This is a genomic window from uncultured Tateyamaria sp. (assembly GCF_947496075.1).
Taxonomy (GTDB): Bacteria; Pseudomonadota; Alphaproteobacteria; order Rhodobacterales; family Rhodobacteraceae; genus Tateyamaria.
This window is the reverse complement of record NZ_CANMBJ010000004.1, coordinates 15030-30760: the sequence shown is the minus strand read 5'-3', so window position 1 is coordinate 30760 and position 15731 is coordinate 15030. Positions and strand designations below refer to the sequence as shown.

At 56.9% G+C, this 15731-nt stretch carries 18 protein-coding genes; 12 read left to right on the top strand and 6 right to left on the bottom strand.

The window, feature by feature from the left end:
• Positions 1-55 precede the first annotated feature (55 nt).
• From lepB to recO, 5 genes are read left to right on the top strand one after another with little or no spacing between them, the layout of a single operon-like run.
• Positions 56-874 (top strand): signal peptidase I, encoded by an 819-nt coding sequence (gene lepB, locus Q1A51_RS12515; RefSeq protein WP_299208237.1) that lies wholly within the window; start codon positions 56-58, stop codon positions 872-874.
• Positions 871-1557, top strand: coding sequence for a ribonuclease III (gene rnc / locus Q1A51_RS12510; RefSeq protein ID WP_299599740.1), 687 nt, complete (start codon positions 871-873; stop codon positions 1555-1557). Before lepB ends, rnc begins: the two co-directional genes overlap by 4 nt.
• Positions 1554-2462, top strand: a complete 909-nt coding sequence (gene era, locus Q1A51_RS12505) for a GTPase Era (RefSeq protein ID WP_299599739.1) — start codon at positions 1554-1556, stop codon at positions 2460-2462. Before rnc ends, era begins: the two co-directional genes overlap by 4 nt.
• A 57-nt stretch (positions 2463-2519) precedes the next feature.
• Positions 2520-2852 (top strand): DUF1491 family protein, encoded by a 333-nt coding sequence (locus tag Q1A51_RS12500; RefSeq protein ID WP_299208244.1) that lies wholly within the window; start codon positions 2520-2522, stop codon positions 2850-2852.
• Position 2853: 1 nt separating this feature from the next.
• Positions 2854-3579 carry a DNA repair protein RecO gene (recO, locus tag Q1A51_RS12495; RefSeq protein ID WP_299599738.1) on the top strand — a complete coding sequence of 242 codons (726 nt, stop codon included), beginning with the start codon at positions 2854-2856 and terminating at the stop codon, positions 3577-3579.
• Here recO and Q1A51_RS12490 read toward each other — a convergent pair.
• The 5 genes from Q1A51_RS12490 to Q1A51_RS12470 form a co-directional block, all read right to left on the bottom strand.
• Positions 3563-3955: an META domain-containing protein gene (locus tag Q1A51_RS12490; RefSeq protein ID WP_299599737.1), complete on the bottom strand. Its 393-nt coding sequence runs from the start codon at positions 3953-3955 to the stop codon at positions 3563-3565. The two genes, recO and Q1A51_RS12490, sit on opposite strands and share 17 nt — an antisense overlap.
• Complete coding sequence (locus Q1A51_RS12485) at positions 3952-4476, bottom strand: TetR/AcrR family transcriptional regulator (RefSeq protein WP_299599736.1); 525 nt, start codon at positions 4474-4476, stop codon at positions 3952-3954. Before Q1A51_RS12485 ends, Q1A51_RS12490 begins: the two co-directional genes overlap by 4 nt.
• A 131-nt stretch (positions 4477-4607) precedes the next feature.
• Entirely contained in the window at positions 4608-5198 is a 591-nt protein-coding gene (locus Q1A51_RS12480) for a LysE family translocator (protein WP_299599735.1), read from the bottom strand.
• Between the two features lie 89 nt (positions 5199-5287).
• Complete coding sequence (locus Q1A51_RS12475) at positions 5288-6976, bottom strand: acyl-CoA dehydrogenase family protein (RefSeq protein WP_299599734.1); 1689 nt, start codon at positions 6974-6976, stop codon at positions 5288-5290.
• Positions 6977-7364: 388 nt separating this feature from the next.
• Positions 7365-7730, bottom strand: a complete 366-nt coding sequence (locus Q1A51_RS12470; protein WP_299208256.1) for a helix-turn-helix transcriptional regulator — start codon at positions 7728-7730, stop codon at positions 7365-7367.
• Between the two features lie 175 nt (positions 7731-7905).
• Here Q1A51_RS12470 and Q1A51_RS12465 point away from each other — a divergent pair, with 175 nt between their 5' ends.
• Together Q1A51_RS12465 and Q1A51_RS12460 are read left to right on the top strand one after the other, a co-directional pair.
• Positions 7906-8808, top strand: a complete 903-nt coding sequence (locus Q1A51_RS12465; RefSeq protein WP_299208257.1) for a LysR family transcriptional regulator — start codon at positions 7906-7908, stop codon at positions 8806-8808.
• Positions 8809-8897: 89 nt separating this feature from the next.
• Complete coding sequence (locus Q1A51_RS12460; protein ID WP_299599733.1) at positions 8898-9614, top strand: hypothetical protein; 717 nt, start codon at positions 8898-8900, stop codon at positions 9612-9614.
• Between the two features lie 15 nt (positions 9615-9629).
• Here Q1A51_RS12460 and Q1A51_RS12455 read toward each other — a convergent pair whose 3' ends face one another.
• Positions 9630-11228, bottom strand: coding sequence for a phosphoenolpyruvate carboxykinase (locus Q1A51_RS12455; RefSeq protein ID WP_299599732.1), 1599 nt, complete (start codon positions 11226-11228; stop codon positions 9630-9632).
• Positions 11229-11575: 347 nt separating this feature from the next.
• Between Q1A51_RS12455 and Q1A51_RS12450 the strand changes: the two genes are divergently transcribed.
• Genes Q1A51_RS12450 through Q1A51_RS12430 form a run of 5 tightly spaced genes read left to right on the top strand, consistent with a single transcriptional unit; the run spans position 11576 to position 15730 of the window.
• Positions 11576-12277 carry a response regulator transcription factor gene (locus Q1A51_RS12450; protein ID WP_299208263.1) on the top strand — a complete coding sequence of 234 codons (702 nt, stop codon included), beginning with the start codon at positions 11576-11578 and terminating at the stop codon, positions 12275-12277.
• A 47-nt stretch (positions 12278-12324) separates the two neighbouring features.
• The gene (locus Q1A51_RS12445; protein ID WP_299599731.1) at positions 12325-14016 is read left to right on the top strand and encodes a sensor histidine kinase; all 1692 of its coding nucleotides are present in this window, start codon (positions 12325-12327) and stop codon (positions 14014-14016) included.
• A gap of 6 nt (positions 14017-14022) precedes the next feature.
• Positions 14023-14448 (top strand): HPr kinase/phosphatase C-terminal domain-containing protein, encoded by a 426-nt coding sequence (locus Q1A51_RS12440; RefSeq protein WP_366869945.1) that lies wholly within the window; start codon positions 14023-14025, stop codon positions 14446-14448.
• Positions 14445-15338 carry an RNase adapter RapZ gene (rapZ, locus tag Q1A51_RS12435; protein WP_299599730.1) on the top strand — a complete coding sequence of 298 codons (894 nt, stop codon included), beginning with the start codon at positions 14445-14447 and terminating at the stop codon, positions 15336-15338. Before Q1A51_RS12440 ends, rapZ begins: the two co-directional genes overlap by 4 nt.
• Positions 15335-15730 carry a PTS fructose transporter subunit IIA gene (locus Q1A51_RS12430; protein ID WP_299208269.1) on the top strand — a complete coding sequence of 132 codons (396 nt, stop codon included), beginning with the start codon at positions 15335-15337 and terminating at the stop codon, positions 15728-15730. The genes rapZ and Q1A51_RS12430 overlap by 4 nt, the downstream gene beginning before the upstream one ends.
• Position 15731: the final 1 nt, after the last annotated feature.

Sequence of the window (15731 nt, the reverse complement as noted above, 5' to 3'; positions counted from 1 at the left end):
ACCTTCGGGCCGCGCCCGCATGTAGCCCTGAACCTACCCCCCGAAGGAGCGCGCAATGGCCGCCAAGGAAAAGTCCCAGAACGGCGTGATCGAAACGATCAAGACCATTGTTTATGCGCTGTTGATTGCCGGGGTGTTCCGCACGCTTTTCTTCCAGCCGTTCTGGATTCCGTCCGGTTCGATGAAAGAGACGTTGCTGATTGGCGATTTCCTGTTCGTGAACAAGATGGCCTATGGCTATTCCTATGCGTCCTGCCCGTCGATTCCGGCTATTGGTCTGGATGCGCAGAAGCTGTGCGGGTTCATGGGTGATGATCGTGTCTGGGCGGGTGAGCCCGAGCGCGGTGATGTTGTCGTTTTTCGCCATCCCGTTTCAGGGGCTGACTTTATCAAACGTGTTGTGGGTCTGCCCGGCGACACTTTGCAAGTCCGGAATGGTCAGATCATTCTGAACGGCGAGCCTGTGCCGCAGGAACCGGCTGGCACGTTCACTGAGGTGTTTGATCGTCAGGGGCCGCAGGGTTTGTTGCCGCGTTGTGAAAGCGGGGCCGTGGGGCAGGGCGCCGATTGCACGAAGTCCCGGTTCCTCGAAACCTTCCCCAACGGTGAGCAGCACGTCGTGCTGAACGTTGGCGTGCAGCAGTCGGACAACACGCCAGTCTACCGCGTCCCGGAAGGCAACTACTTCTTTATGGGGGATAACCGCGACAACTCCTCGGACAGCCGGTTGGCGCAGGTCGCGGGTGGCGTCGGCTATGTTCCGTTCGAAAACCTGATTGGTCGCGCGGATCGCGTCATGTTCTCGTCCGCCGGTCGGTCGATGTTGTTCTTCTGGACGTGGCGTAGTGATCGCTACTTCAAGGGGATCGAGTGAAGCTGGGGGTAGATCTGACGGCCTTTGAGGGTCGGATCGGGCACCGCTTTGCCGCGCCTGATTTACTGGTGGAGGCGGTGACCCATGCGTCTATGTCTTCGCCCACCCGGTCGGACAATCAGCGTTTGGAGTTTCTGGGGGACCGAGTCTTGGGCCTGGTGATGGCGCAGGCGTTGCTTGAGGCCGACCCGGGGGCCGCGGAAGGGACGCTGGCCCCGCGTTTCAATGCTTTGGTGCGGAAGGAAACCTGTGCCGACGTGGCGCGTGATGTCGATCTGGGGGCCGTGCTGCGATTGGGCCGGTCCGAGATGTTGTCCGGCGGCAGACGCAAGCAGGCGCTGTTGGGAGATGCCATCGAGGCGGTGATTGCCGCTGTTTATCTGGATGCGGGATTTGATGCCGCCAAGGCGCTGATCCTGCGGTTGTGGGGCGATCGGGTGGCTCTCGTCGATGCGGATGCCCGTGATGCCAAGACCGCCTTGCAGGAATGGGCGCAGGCCCGCGGTTTGACCCCACCGCAATATGTTGAGATCGGTCGTTCCGGGCCGGACCATCAACCAATTTTCACCATCGCCGCCCGTCTGTCGACGGGGGCCGAGGCCACCGCCACCGCCGGGTCGAAGCGCGAAGCGCAGCAGGCAGCGGCGCAGGCGTTGCTGCAACAACTGGAGGGGCAGGCATGACCACCCGCGCGGGCTTTGTCGCCCTGATCGGAGAACCCAATGCGGGCAAGTCCACCCTGCTAAACACAATGGTGGGCGCGAAGGTCAGCATTGTCACTCACAAGGTTCAAACCACCCGTGCCCGCATTCGCGGCGTTGCAATGGAAGGCGATAGTCAGATCGTCTTTGTCGATACGCCCGGCCTGTTTCAGCCGCGCCGCCGTTTGGATCGTGCGATGGTGGCGGCCGCCTGGGGTGGGGCTGCGGATGCTGATGTAGTGGTGCTGATGGTCGAGGCGCACCGCGGTGTCACCGCTGGGGTCGAGCGCATTCTGGAAGGAATGGCCGAGATCGGACAGGGCCGGACTGTGGCACTTGCCATCAACAAGATTGATCGTGTCGAGGCGCCTGTGCTGCTGGGTCTGACCAAGGATCTGAATGAGCGGTTTGATTTTGCGGAAACCTTCATGATCTCGGCAGAGAAGGGCCATGGCGTGGATGCGCTGCGTCAGTGGTTGGCCAAACAAGTGCCGGAGGGGCCGTGGCTGTACCCGGAGGATCAGATTGCCGATCTGCCCATGCGCATGATCGCCGCCGAGATGACCCGTGAGAAGCTGACCCTGCGCCTGCATCAGGAACTGCCCTACCAACTGACGGTCGAGACGGAAGCTTGGGAAGAGCGCAAGGATGGATCGGCCAAGGTGGACCAGATCATCTATGTCAGCCGGGACGGTCACAAGGGCATCGTGCTGGGCCATCGCGGCGAGACGATCAAGGCGGTGAGCAAGGCTGCGCGGGAGGAACTGACCGAGTTCCTGGGCCGCAAGGTGCATTTGTTCCTGCAGGTCAAAGTGCGCGAGAAATGGTTGGATGAAGCGGAACGCTACGACCAGATGGGCTTGGATTTCAAAGATGGCAATGCCTGAGACATATGCCACCCGACCCTTCGGGGAGGATTTTTTTGAAACAGGGAAGGGGCGGACGTGGCGCCCAAGCTGACATCGCGGTTCTGGGTGGATGCCTATCTGGCGCGGTTGCGCTTTGCTGACATTCCCGGTTTTGTTGTTGCCCACGGAGATGATACGGGCGGGGCGGTGCTGGTGAAGCTGAACACGTTGGATGGTCAGGCAGTGCTGTACCAGCGATCCTTTGACCTGATGTCTGACACGCGCGTCTGGGCGGAGCTGTCCTCTGGTGCCGAGGGTGATGTGGATGCCGCGGTTGCCCGGCAGCGCGGGTTTGATCCGGACCTTTGGGTGATAGAGGTGGAAGACCGCGCGGGGCGGCATATGCTGGATCAGGAGGGGCTGGCCTGAGATGGAGTGGCGCGGCACGGGCATATTGCTAAGCGTGCGCCGCCACGGGGAAACCAGTTCGATCATTGACGTTTTCACCGAAGATCGTGGTCGCCATGCCGGTGTGGTCCGCGGCGGAACGAGCCGTAAGATTGCCCCAATCTTGCAACCCGGCGCGCAGTTGGATGTGGCGTGGCGCGCGCGTCTGGAAGAGCACATCGGGACATTCGCAGTCGAGCCGGTGCGCAGCCGTGCGGCCCTGGTCATGGGCAATCGGTTGGCCTTGGCCGGGTTGAACGCGGTTACAGGCCTATTGGCCTTTTGCTTGCCAGAGCGCGAGGCACACGGCCCGTTGTATCGCCGAACCGAGGCGCTGCTTGATCTGTTGGGGCAGGATGATGTTTGGCCGCTTGGATACTTGCAATGGGAGTTGGCTCTGTTGCAGGAGATGGGCTTTGGCCTTGATCTCAGCGCCTGCGCGGTGACCGGGGCTACCGGAGGTCTCGCCTATGTCTCGCCCAAATCTGGGCGGGCAGTGTCGAAGGAGGGTGCGGGCGAGTGGGTGGATCGGTTGTTGCCGCTTCCTGCTGTGCTGCGTCGTGAAGGTGACGCGCCGAATGCAGAGATTGCGCAAGGGCTGGAGACCACGGGATACTTCCTGGCTAATCATCTGGCTCCTGATCTAGGGTCAAAACCTTTGCCAGAGGCGCGCGCGCGTTTTGTCGATGCGTTCAATCGCGCGTTGTGAACACCAGCTCTTCACCATCGTCATTGCGTAGAAACAGGCTTCCTTCACGCACCTCGGATTGGGTCATCTTTGAGAGCGCCTCGAGGTAAGCTGTTTCAGCTTCCAGCTCGGGGCAGGCAATGCGCGTAGCCTCAATGGGCTCGAGTTCGAACCATGGATACGGAACCGTGTTGGTTGTTGTGAACTGGTTGCACGGCGCATGACCAGAGACCGGGCCACCCGTCTCAAACTCAAGAGTTGCGCGTGCCGGAAATGCGGCACCGTTCAGGGTTTGCAGTTCCCAAAGTCGATCCGCCGCGCCGTAACGCGCAACGGTTTCATCAGCTTGGCATGCCGGGATAGACGCAATGAGCGTCAGCGCGGCGGCTCGAATCATTTCAGTGCCATCACCAGGTCAACAAGGGCTGCGAAGGCCACCAAGGCGTCGCCATCATCCGAATGCATTTGCTTCAGACCAACGAGAGACCCGTAGGCCGCCTTGGAAAACTCTTCATTGGTGACACCGATGTCGGACATCAGATCGGTCAGGCGCGCCAGTCGTGTCTTGTCGACGTCGGCCAGTGCCTTTGCGACCGCTTTGTCCTGTTGTGCCCATGCACGCAGCGCGGGGCCAGCGGTGTCTTCCTGCACGCTTTGACCGAAGCGGATCATCTTGTCGGTTGCAGTGCCGTTCTGTGCGCTGTCTTCCTTCAAGGTGTTCAGAGCGCGGGATTTCCATTCGGCAAGCAAGGCCTTCTGAAAAGCCGGCACATCCTTGAAATGCCAATAAAATGAACCCTTTGACGTCTTCAGATGGCGCGAAAGGGGTTCTGCCCGCAGGGCCAATGGCCCTTGGGCTGTGAGCTGATCCAGCCCGGCGTCAATCCAGGCAGCGGGGGAGAGGGGAGCTTTAGCCATGGCCTTGCGATACGTCCGGGTATGCGGGGGTGCAAGCGAAAGCCGCTTCAACTTGCGGTATGAGCGTTTTGCCGCACACGCCGCGAAAGAATTTGCCTATCTTGCGAGCAAGGAGATGCGAACTGTGTGCGTCAAATCTCGGCCAATAAAGCTAGTGCGACCACCAGCAGCATCGAGGCAGCCATTGTATAGTTGATCCATCGTTGCTGATGTGCAGCCAGATCAAGTTGCTTGAGCCGGACCCCGAAACCAACCCAAATGATGTGAATTGGCACCCAGATCGCGTTGACGATCACCAGTTTCCAAACTGCTTCGGCCAGAATGGCATCGGGTATCAGGGAAAAACCCGAGAAGAGGGCCGTGTTGACGGCATATGCCTTGGGATTGATCGGTTGCAGCAAGACCCCATTGAGAACACCTGGCTCGGTGGTGACAGGCGCAAAGGCAAGCTTAGATCCGGCGAAGGCGATCCGCATTGCAAGGTAGAGCAGGTAGAGTGTTGAAACCCCAAACAGCAGGGTCCGTACAAAAGGATTTGCCAGTATCAGAGCGGCAAGGCCGGTAACGACCGCAAGAATGACCAGATTATTGCCGATAAAAAGGCCCAGCACATATCGCATGCCGGATTTGAGGCCATAGGCGGCTCCGACTCCTGCTGCCGACAAGACGCCTGGGCCGGGCGTTATGATCAGAAAAAAGACAGCAGCGGCAAATGTGAGCATGCCGCCACCTTGATGGTTCTGCGTAGATCGTCAATCAGAGAGCGGCAGCCGACAAAGCTTACGGTTCGTTTTTCGGGTCAGAAAATGGCTTACCCCAGAAGCCTACGCGCGATGACCTGAGCCTGAATTTCCGCGGCACCTTCAAAGATGTTCAGGATGCGTGCGTCGCAGAGAACGCGTGAAATCTTGTATTCCAGTGCAAAGCCGTTGCCGCCATGGATTTGCAGACCATTGTCGGCCGCCGCCCATGCCACACGCGCGCCTAGCAGTTTTGCCATGCCTGCTTCGACATCACAGCGTCGCCCCTCGTCCTTTTCGAACGCAGAGAAGTAGGTCAGTTGTCGAGCGACCATGATTTCGACGGCCATCATCGCGAGTTTGTTGGCGACACGCGGGAAGTTGATGAGGGCCTTGCCGAACTGTTTGCGGTCTTGGGCGTACTGCATCGAGATATCCAGCGCTGATTGCGCTACGCCGATGGCGCGGGCTGCTGTCTGGATGCGGGCAGATTCGAAGGTTTCCATTAGCTGCTTGAAGCCTTTGCCTTCTTCCCCGCCCAACAGGTTCTCGCCCTTCACATGGAAGTTGTCGAAGCCCAGTTCGTATTCCTTCATGCCCCGGTAGCCGAGCACTTCGATCTCGCCGCCGGTCATGCCGTCGGTTGGGAAGGGGTTTTCATCTGCGCCGGGCGTCTTTTCAGCCAAGAACATCGACAGCCCCTTGTAGTCCGTGGTGTTCGGATTCGTGCGGGCCAGAAGCGTCATCACTTGCGTGCGTGTAGCATGGGTGATCCAGGTCTTGTTGCCCGTGATCTTGTAGTCGCCGTTGTCATCCTTGACCGCGCGGGTGCGCAAGCTGCCAAGGTCGGACCCGGTGTTGGGTTCCGTGAACACAGCCGTGGGCAGCGTTTCGGCACTGGCAAGTTGTGGCAGCCACTTCTGTTTTTGTTCCTCCGTGCCGCCTGCGATGATCAATTCGGCCGCGATTTCGGAGCGGGTGCCGAGCGAGCCGACACCGATATAGCCGCGGCTCAGTTCTTCTGAGACGACGCACATGGATGCTTTCGACAAACCGAAACCACCATACTCTTCGGGGATGGTCAGGCCGAAGACGCCCATTTCGGCCAGCTCTTCGATAACCTCCATTGGGATCAGCTCGTCCTTGAGGTGCCAATCGTGGGCAAAGGGTTCGACCTTTTCCACGGCATAGCGCCGAAATTGCTCTCGAATCATTTCAAGTTCTTCATCGAGGCCAGAGGCGCCGACCGTGATCTCAGCGCTGCGTTCCTGCATCAATTCAACAAGACGAACGCGCGCCGCTTGAGTATTGCCGCGTTGGGTGAGCGTTTGAATGGCGGGTTCCATCATCCCGCGCATGTCGTCTTGGGACAAACCAAGGTCTTGCAGGCGCAGAACCTCACCCTGGTTCATTTGGATACCGCCGTAGATTTGCCACAGATATTCGCCAAAGGCGATCTGGTGGATCAGCGCCTCGACCTCGCCGAATTTGGACTGGGCGCTGATTGCTTCCGCCCATTTCTGCATCTGCCTTAGCGCTTCGCAGTATGTTGCGAGCCATGCAAGACCATGGGCGGCAGTCTGATGTTTTTCGACAAGGGCGCCAGACACCCGCCCATCAACGCTGAGTTGTTCGCGCAGGCGTGTCCGCGCGAGCTCCGTTATCTCTTCAACCGGTTTTAACGCAGCGCTGGTCAGCGCGAGCAAATCATCGAGCAAAACTGACGTCATCGCTCCCATATCCTGTCCGTCATGTGCCATCGCATAGTTCCTCATTTTCCGCGTCGTCACCGCTTAACTAGTTTGCAGGTGCAGCGCAACAAATATTCATTTTAGTGCGGCCATTTGTTCAAATATTGCGTGGCACTATACTGCAGTGCAGCAACGAGCCTGGAGAAATACAACCGAGACCGACGCGATGGTTGGTAAGAATCACTACCATTGATGGTGATACCGCCAAAGTACCATCTCCTTGATCAATGTCGGTAAGTCGAATCACATGGATTTTCGCTTTGTGACTCTGGGGCCGGTTTAGAGTTTTGCGCATCCCAAAAAAATTCGGACCGACTGCCGATGGGCAAGCCGGTCCGAATCGAGTGCTGAAAATGTATTATTAAATGGCTTGATGAAATGCCGTCGTACTATGCGTTTATGAAGCGCGGCGTGCGACAGTCAGCCCGGACACATCTTCGATGAAGGTGACGATGCGTGATTTGATCTTGTCGTCTTCAATCGCAGCGAGCGCATTCACGATATCAAGCCCGCGATCGCTGCGTGGTGCAGCCATGTTGCCTGCGTCCGCCAAACCTTCAAAGAAGTACGATGTGGGTACGTCGAGGATGCGCGACAGTTCAAACAGACGGCTCGCGGCGATTCGGTTCGAACCGATCTCGTATTTCTGAATTTGTTGAAAAGACAGCTCCAAGCGCTTTGCAACATCTGTTTGGGACATCCGACGCAAGGTGCGGATCTGTTTCAAGCGTTTACCAACGTGTACGTCGACGGGATGCGACATGACTGATTACCTCCGGTTGTTCTTGGAGAGTGATCGCCCAGTACACGCATCGGTTCAATTGAGTAGATTTACACCCAAGACCACACGTAAATGTTGCATTAATGTATGATTTGTTTAACGTGGATGTATTGTTGATCATACATCGAGTAAGCATGTGAACGCGCCAACGCCAAACTTGAGTGAGTTGAACCAGCCCCTGCTGTTCGAGATGATCCGCTCGTTCACAACATTGGCGGAAACGCTGAACTTGTCCCATGCTGTGACAAGACTAAACAGCACGCGTCAAACGGTTCGTCGCCATATTTCGCAGCTTGAGGAGATGCGTGGTGAGGAGCTTTTTCGGACAAAAGACCGGCGCTACGAGCTGACCGAGGCGGGGGAAGCCGCGCTGCCGGAAGCACGAGAGCTGCTTATGCATGCCAAGGTGTGGTCGCGAGGTCAGACTGGCATGCGCGGTGCACTGCAGTATCTTCAAGCCCATCAAGGTGACTGGGTTTTTTACCAGCAGCAGCGACCGATTGGGGACATATGGACAGACGAGTCGGTCCTTCTGCGTGAAACCTATCGTGCGTGGGTCATGGCCTCGGGAGAGATTGAGAGCCCAAATCTGTCTCATGTGCGTCCATATCTCATGGTTTATCGCAATTCTGATTCGGGCTGGATTTGTGTGGAGTTCGGAAATCTCTCGGCATACGTGAATTGGTTTGGGCTGGATTATGCTCGTTCCAGCATTGGCCGTCCGATCGCCCGGCTTCCAGCTGGCGAAGAATTCGGCCGTATGCTGGATCAGTCTTTTCTGGATATTCAAACGACACAGATGGCTCGGCTGGATCATGTTTATACCCGGATGCCAAAGGGAAACGATGAAAGCCAAGTGACGATGGCTTACCAACGCCTTATGATGGCTGGATTTTTTCCGGATCGGTCCTCGGCTGTCATGACGCTGGTGGTCCCGACCATCAACGTCAAGATAGCTGCGCTGGACGAGGTGCAGCGCGCTGCCATGACCGATATTACGCAACCTGACTTCGACCCGGCGAACGCGAAGTTCGAAAGGATGGCCGCAATGACCACCTGAATCGAATTACACTTTTTCAGCGAGTTTTTCGGGTATTTTGACATAAATTGTCCTAGCTTTGGCGTAAGTGCGTCAAAGGAGAGACTTTTATGACCATTCAATTCCCTGGAAACGCGGCGCCGTTCATTGCAACAAGCCGCAATATCTTGATCTCACAGGGGATCACTCTGACGATCGGCACAGACTTTGACGAGTACAAGGACATCGTTGCTGAAGAGCGGCCGATGCAGAAACTTGGCGCACCATTCGATCCTGAACTGCATGGCTTGAACCGGTCAAACGCATTCTGGCTGACTGGCCGAAACGAAGATGGGGAACTGATCCATACCCAAGCCGCTAAACGTGTTCGCCTGTCCGGGAAACCGCTCAGCAGCTACCTGCTGCGCCAGTTCCGTGCGTTTCCTCCGCCTTTGAAAGGCGTGGATCTGGCCCGGTCGCGTTTTCGCGCGACGCCAGGCACCCACCGGATTGGCGGTATGGCGGCCTATCATGGAGAATTTTGGGTTGCGCCAGAACGCGGCAAGTATCGTGGCGTTGGTCTGGCGCCCGTACTCGGACGCACGGGTATGTTGGAGATGATGCAGCGCTGGGATCCAGACTGGATTTATGGCTTCATCCTTAACGTAGTCGCTTACAAGGGATTCGGGGCGCGAATTGGTTACCTGCACCTCGAACCCAGCGTGCTCAAATGGGTCGTTGATGGGCGTGACGCCCCCATCGACACTTTTCTTGCCTACAACAGCAGAGAAGATTTGGAATATCTGCTCGATATTCCATTATCGGATGTCGTGCCCGAGGCCGCTTAGGCCCCGGGTAACGCATTAGCTGATGGCGGCCGCTTTCACGTCGTCATCGATGTAAGGCAGGTATTGTTCGAAGTTGTTCGAGAACATGTCGACCAGCTTTGTTGCCTGTGCATCATATGCTTCGGCATCATCCCACGTCCGACGTGGATCAAGCAGAATATCGGCAACACCTGGAACAGAAATCGGAACATCAAATCCGAAGTTAGGATCCTTACGGAATTCGCCGTTGGCCAATGTGCCGTCCAGAGCAGCGGTGAGCAAGGCGCGCGTTGCGCGAATCGGCATTCGGCTGCCGGTTCCGTAGGCTCCACCTGTCCAGCCTGTGTTAACCAGCCAGCATGTTGCGCCGTGCTTGGCGATCTTCTCTTGCAACAGTTTGCCATACGCCTCTGGGCGGCGCGGCATGAAGGGTGCGCCAAAGCAGGTCGAGAATGTTGGCTCGGGCTCAGTCACCCCGCGTTCTGTCCCCGCCACTTTCGATGTGAAACCGGACAGGAAGTGGTACATGGCCTGTGCCGGTGTCAAACGTGCGATGGGAGGTAGTACACCGAAGGCGTCGCATGTGAGCATGATGATGTTCTTGGGATGGCCGCCCAGCGCGCTGGATGATGCGTTAGAGATGTAGTGCAGCGGATATGCACAGCGCATATTGGCTGTCAGGCTATCGTCCTCGAAATCCAACTCCTTGGTTTCGGGATCGAATACCATATTCTCGATCACCGTGCCGAACTTTTCGGTTGTCGCGTAAATCTCGGGTTCGGCCTCTGCACTCAAGTTGATGGTCTTGGCATAGCAGCCACCCTCAAAGTTGAACGTACCACGATCTGACCAGCCGTGTTCATCGTCGCCGATCAATACCCGGCCGGGGTCAGCGGACAAAGTCGTCTTGCCGGTGCCCGACAGTCCAAAGAAGATTGCGGTATCAACCGGGTTGCCTTGTGCATGGTTCGCCGAACAGTGCATGGGCATCACCCCTCGATCTGGCAGCAGGTAGTTCAGCAGCGTGAAAACTGATTTCTTGTTTTCGCCTGCGTATTCTGTTCCGCCGATAAGGATCATCTTGCGGTCAAAGTTCATCGCGATGACGGTTTCGGACCGGCAATTGTGACGCTCGGGATTTGCCTTGAAAGACGGGCAGTTGATGACCGTGAAATCAGCGATGAAATCCTTCAAGTCCTCTGCGTCAGGACGGCGCAGCATGTGACGGATGAACAGGCCATGCCACGCCAGTTCGGTGACCATGCGTACGTTGATCGAATAGCTTGGATCTGCACCGCCCGTCAGGTCCTGAACAAAATACTCGCGCCCTTTCATGTGCTCGAGCATGTCGTCATGGAGGGTGTCGAAGCCTTCCGGCGACATCGCGGCATTGTTTTCCCACCAGATGCTGTCAGCCACGCTGTCTGTCTTGACCACGTGTTTGTCTTTGGGCGACCGGCCCGTGAACTTGCCGGTGGTGACAAGGAACGCACCACCCTTGCCCAAAGTACCCTCGTTGCGTTCAAGCGCGTGTTCGATGAGGTCTGGTTCGATCAGGTTGTAATAGACATCGCCCAGCCCTTTGATCCCTTGATCTTCGAGGCGGAACTGCGGGTTTACCCGTCCAAATGTCATATGAACTCTCCTGATGCCGCTGGGCGGCTTTGTTGGGTCAGAGGGCAGCCAAAAGGCCCAGAACCGACGTCTTGCCAGCCTGTTCCGGCGTCTTAACACGTGGATTTACTTGATGAATAGGCCCACGACAAAGGTTAGCGCCACCATGACGACCGGTTGCGCAAACAGTGACTGGGCGACATGCACCCGATACGGGAATGTGCGGCAATTTAGCCATTCCTAACCACTTTCTGACCAGTCTGAGGCCCATTCAGGGCGTGATTCGCACTTATGGATTGATTCGGAGGGTCAAAGTCGAGAGAATGCCCGAAAAATCAATAAGTACGAGCAGTATAAGGAAACAGGCAATGTCCAAGATTGCATTGGTGGATGACGACCGGAATATTCTGACGTCAGTATCCATGACGCTCGAAGCTGAAGGGTTCGAGGTCGAAACGTATAACGATGGTCAGGCTGCGCTTGACGCTTTTAACAAGCGTCTGCCAGACATGGCGGTGCTGGACATCAAGATGCCGCGCATGGACGGCATGGATCTGTTGCAACGGCTGCGGCAGAAAACGACCATGCCCGTCATCTTCCTAACGTCTAAGGATGACGAGATTGACGAAGTGCTGGGTCTGCGTATGGGGGCAGATGATTACGTCAAGAAACCGTTTTCGCAACGCCTGCTGGTCGAACGTATCCGCGCGCTATTGCGTCGGCAGGATGCAGTTGCCGGTGACATCGTCGGCGACACGGAAGAAACGAAGGTGATGGAGCGCGGTGATCTTCGGATGGACCCTCTGCGTCACGCCGTAGCCTGGAAGGGCAAGGATGTATCATTGACCGTGACCGAGTTCCTTCTGCTGCAAGCCTTGGCGCAGCGGCCTGGATTTGTGAAATCGCGCGACCAGTTGATGGATGTAGCATATGACGATCAGGTCTATGTAGACGACCGCACGATCGACAGTCACATCAAACGCTTGCGCAAGAAGATGCGCAGCGCAGACAATGAATTCTCGGCGATTGAGACGTTGTATGGCATCGGGTATCGTTACAACGAAGAATAAGAGGCGCGTTTCGAAAAACGCAGGCCAAGAGGATAATCGTGCGAGACATGAGCTCCCCTGCTTCCCGGGATGGTGACGTTGTTCTGGGCGAAGACTGGGTTGCACCGGAAACATCCGGCGCGACCGAGTTGCGGGATGGGCGTGCACGACGCGGCTTGATGTCTTTGCGGGCCTCGCCCCTGGCCCGCAAAATCATTACCTTTAACCTGATCGCACTCAACGTTCTTGTTGCGGGCATTCTGTATCTGAACTCAACGCGTGAGAGTTTGGCGGTTCAAAGGCTGTCCGCACTTGTTGCGCAAGCCGAGTTGATCGCCGATGTGCTTGAAGCGCAGCTTCCAGTCGGCGTACCGGTAAACCTTGCAACCGGCGATGGGGCAAATGTTCCAGACACGTTGGCTAAGCTAGATCTGCGCACGGGCCATGAGGTTTACGTATTCGATGCGTCAGAAGCGCTTGTCGGGCAAAGCGAAGGCACCTTGGCGCCGCTTGCTAACCAGGTAACCGAGACTGAAAATGTTGCTGTTCTGACGGATGGGCTGAGTTGGCTTTGGAGTCAGGTGTCCCGTCCGTTTTCTGGACCTGAAGCCGCCGTACCCGCACCCATCGAAGACCAATTGCGTCCATTGGTGGCGCGTAGCATGACGGGCGATACGCAAATCAGTGAAAACCTGACTGTTGCCGGGGGCGCTGTGTTCAGCGTTGTTACCCCAATTCAGCATGACGGGGCTGCCGTCGGCGTGATCGCGTTGACCAGCGCATCTGGTGAGATCGACGCGCTGGTGCGTGGGGAACGCGAACGTGTTTTGCAGATGTTTGTAATCGCGACGCTTGTGTCCATTGGCCTTAGCCTTGTATTGGCATCGACGATCGCCAATCCACTGGCTGATCTCGCCACGGCTGCAGAGTTGGGGCGCGACAAGAATGCCCGTAAGGTCAATCCTGGGCGCATTCGTATTCCGGATCTCACGGCACGCCCGGATGAGATCGGCCGCCTGTCGGGCGCGTTGCGTGGTATGATCGCTGCACTCTATAATCGGATCGATGGCAACGAACAGTTTGCAGCGGACGTCGCTCACGAAATCAAAAACCCACTTGCTTCTCTAAGGTCGGCGGTGGGCACGCTCCGCATGATTAAGCGCGACGATCAGCGCGAAAAGCTGCTGGACGTGATTGACCATGACGTTCGGCGCCTTGACCGTCTTGTAAGCGATATCTCGAACGCGTCCCGCCTTGACAGCGAGTTGGTAAAGGAGGAGGAGGAACCATTCAACCTCCTGCAAATGCTTGGAAATCTGGGCCAATATCTGGGTGAAGACGCCCGGAGCAAAGGCATTGAGTTCATTACAGATCTGCCCGCACATCCCATCGAAGTACAAGGTCTAGAGGCGCGGTTGGCGCAAGTTTTCGTCAATCTGATCACGAACGCCATTTCGTTCTGTGAAGACGGTGATGCGATCCGTGTCTGGGCCCGCAAGCGTGAAAACCGCGTTCTCGTTGTTGTCGAAGATACCGGCCCGGGTATCCCAGATCAGGCGCTGACCAAGATTTTCAAGCGCTTCTATTCCCAGCGCCCTGAAGAGCATTTTGGCAACAACTCTGGCCTTGGCCTTGCCATTTCTAAACAGATTGTTGAGGCGCATGGCGGCGTGATCTGGGCGGAGAATATTCGCCCGACAGATGCTGACATCACCTCGGAACCGCTCGGGGCCCGTTTCGTCGTCGGTCTGCCGGTCTAACCTCTGATGCCCCAGTCCATGCGTCTGCACGCGAGCGCCGTAACCGCGTACGGGCGAGGTGTTTTGATCATTGGCGCATCTGGCAGCGGTAAGTCGGGCCTCGCGCTTCAACTCATGGCATTGGGTGCGACGCTTGTGTCGGATGATCAGACTATGCTTTCTGGAGTCGATAACGTGGTACACATGAGTGCACCCGAAAGCATTGCGGGTCTTATTGAAGCACGCGGTATCGGAATAATACGCACAGACAACACGAGTGCCCGATTGCATCTTGTTGTCGATATGGACCGGGCTGAAACTAAGCGCTTACCCGATGCGCATACCAAGACGATCTTAGGCCAAACACTGCCTTGCCTTCACAAAGTGGACAGCCCTCCTTGGCCTTCGGCGATCATGCAATACCTCAAAGGTGGGCTTAGATATCCGGAATGACTGTTGCCATGATCGTGCCTCGCCGCCTTGTACTTGTGACTGGTCCCTCTGGCGCCGGACGATCCAGCGCGATTCGTGTGTTGGAGGATCTGGGGTATGAGGCGATCGACAATATGCCCGTACGTCTGATCCGGGCCTTGCTGAACGATCCCATGCCGGACAAGCCAGTGGCGCTCGGCATTGATCCGCGCAACCGGGACTTTTCGAGCACTGCAATTTCCGATGCGCTTGGCCAGGTTGCCGGTGTGCCAGGGTTGGTACCCGAGCTTCTCTATCTGGATTGCCGCATGGATGTGCTTCTTAATCGGTTTTCCGAAACGCGCCGCAGGCACCCCTTGGCAGAGGCAGATAGGGTCGAAGCCGGAATACTGAGGGAGAAGGAGCTGCTTGCACCAGTACGCGAACGGGCGGACGTGCTGCTTGATACTTCGGACCTGAACGTGCACCAATTGCGTGCCGAGGTAGAGCATTGGTTTTCGCCGGGGGAGCAAACCAAGCTGGCTGTTGCGGTACAGAGCTTCAGCTACAAGCGCGGCCTGCCACGCTCAGTTGACATGGTCTTTGACTGCCGCTTTTTGAAAAACCCGTATTGGGAGCCCGAATTGCGCACCAAAACTGGTCTGGATTCGGATGTCAAAAGTCACATCTGGTCCGACCCACGCGCAGCCGAGTTCGAAGCACGTTTGCGCGATCTCTTGCTGTGGCAACTGCCAAGTGTGCTAGACGAAGGGAAATCTCACCTCTCGGTTGCATTCGGTTGCACGGGCGGCCAACACCGGTCTGTTGCCATGGCGGAAACCTTGGCTGCAGCCCTTGCAGAGGCTGGCTGGCAAGTGTCTATTCGGCATCGGGAACTGGATCGCCGCAAACGCGAAGAGGCATCAGCTTGATCGGGATAGTGATTGTCGCACATGGCGGGCTCGCTGGTGAGTATCTGCGAGCGATAGAACATGTCGTCGGCAAACAGGCCGGTGTCCGTGCCATCGCAATCGAAGCTGACCATGACCGCAAGGCGAAGGAAGACGAAATCTGCGTGGCTGCAGATGAGGTCGATGCCGGCGATGGTGTGGTTGTTGTAACCGATCTGTTTGGGGGCTCCCCGTCGAATCTCAGCTTACTAGCCTGCAAGCCGCAAAACCGCCGCATCCTTTACGGCGCAAACTTGCCCATGCTGATCAAACTTGCGAAAAGCCGTAAGATGCACGTAACGGATGCCGTGCAGGCCGCCCTGAGTGCCGGCAAGAAGTATATCGACAGCCAGAATATAGGCGCAGATACCTGAA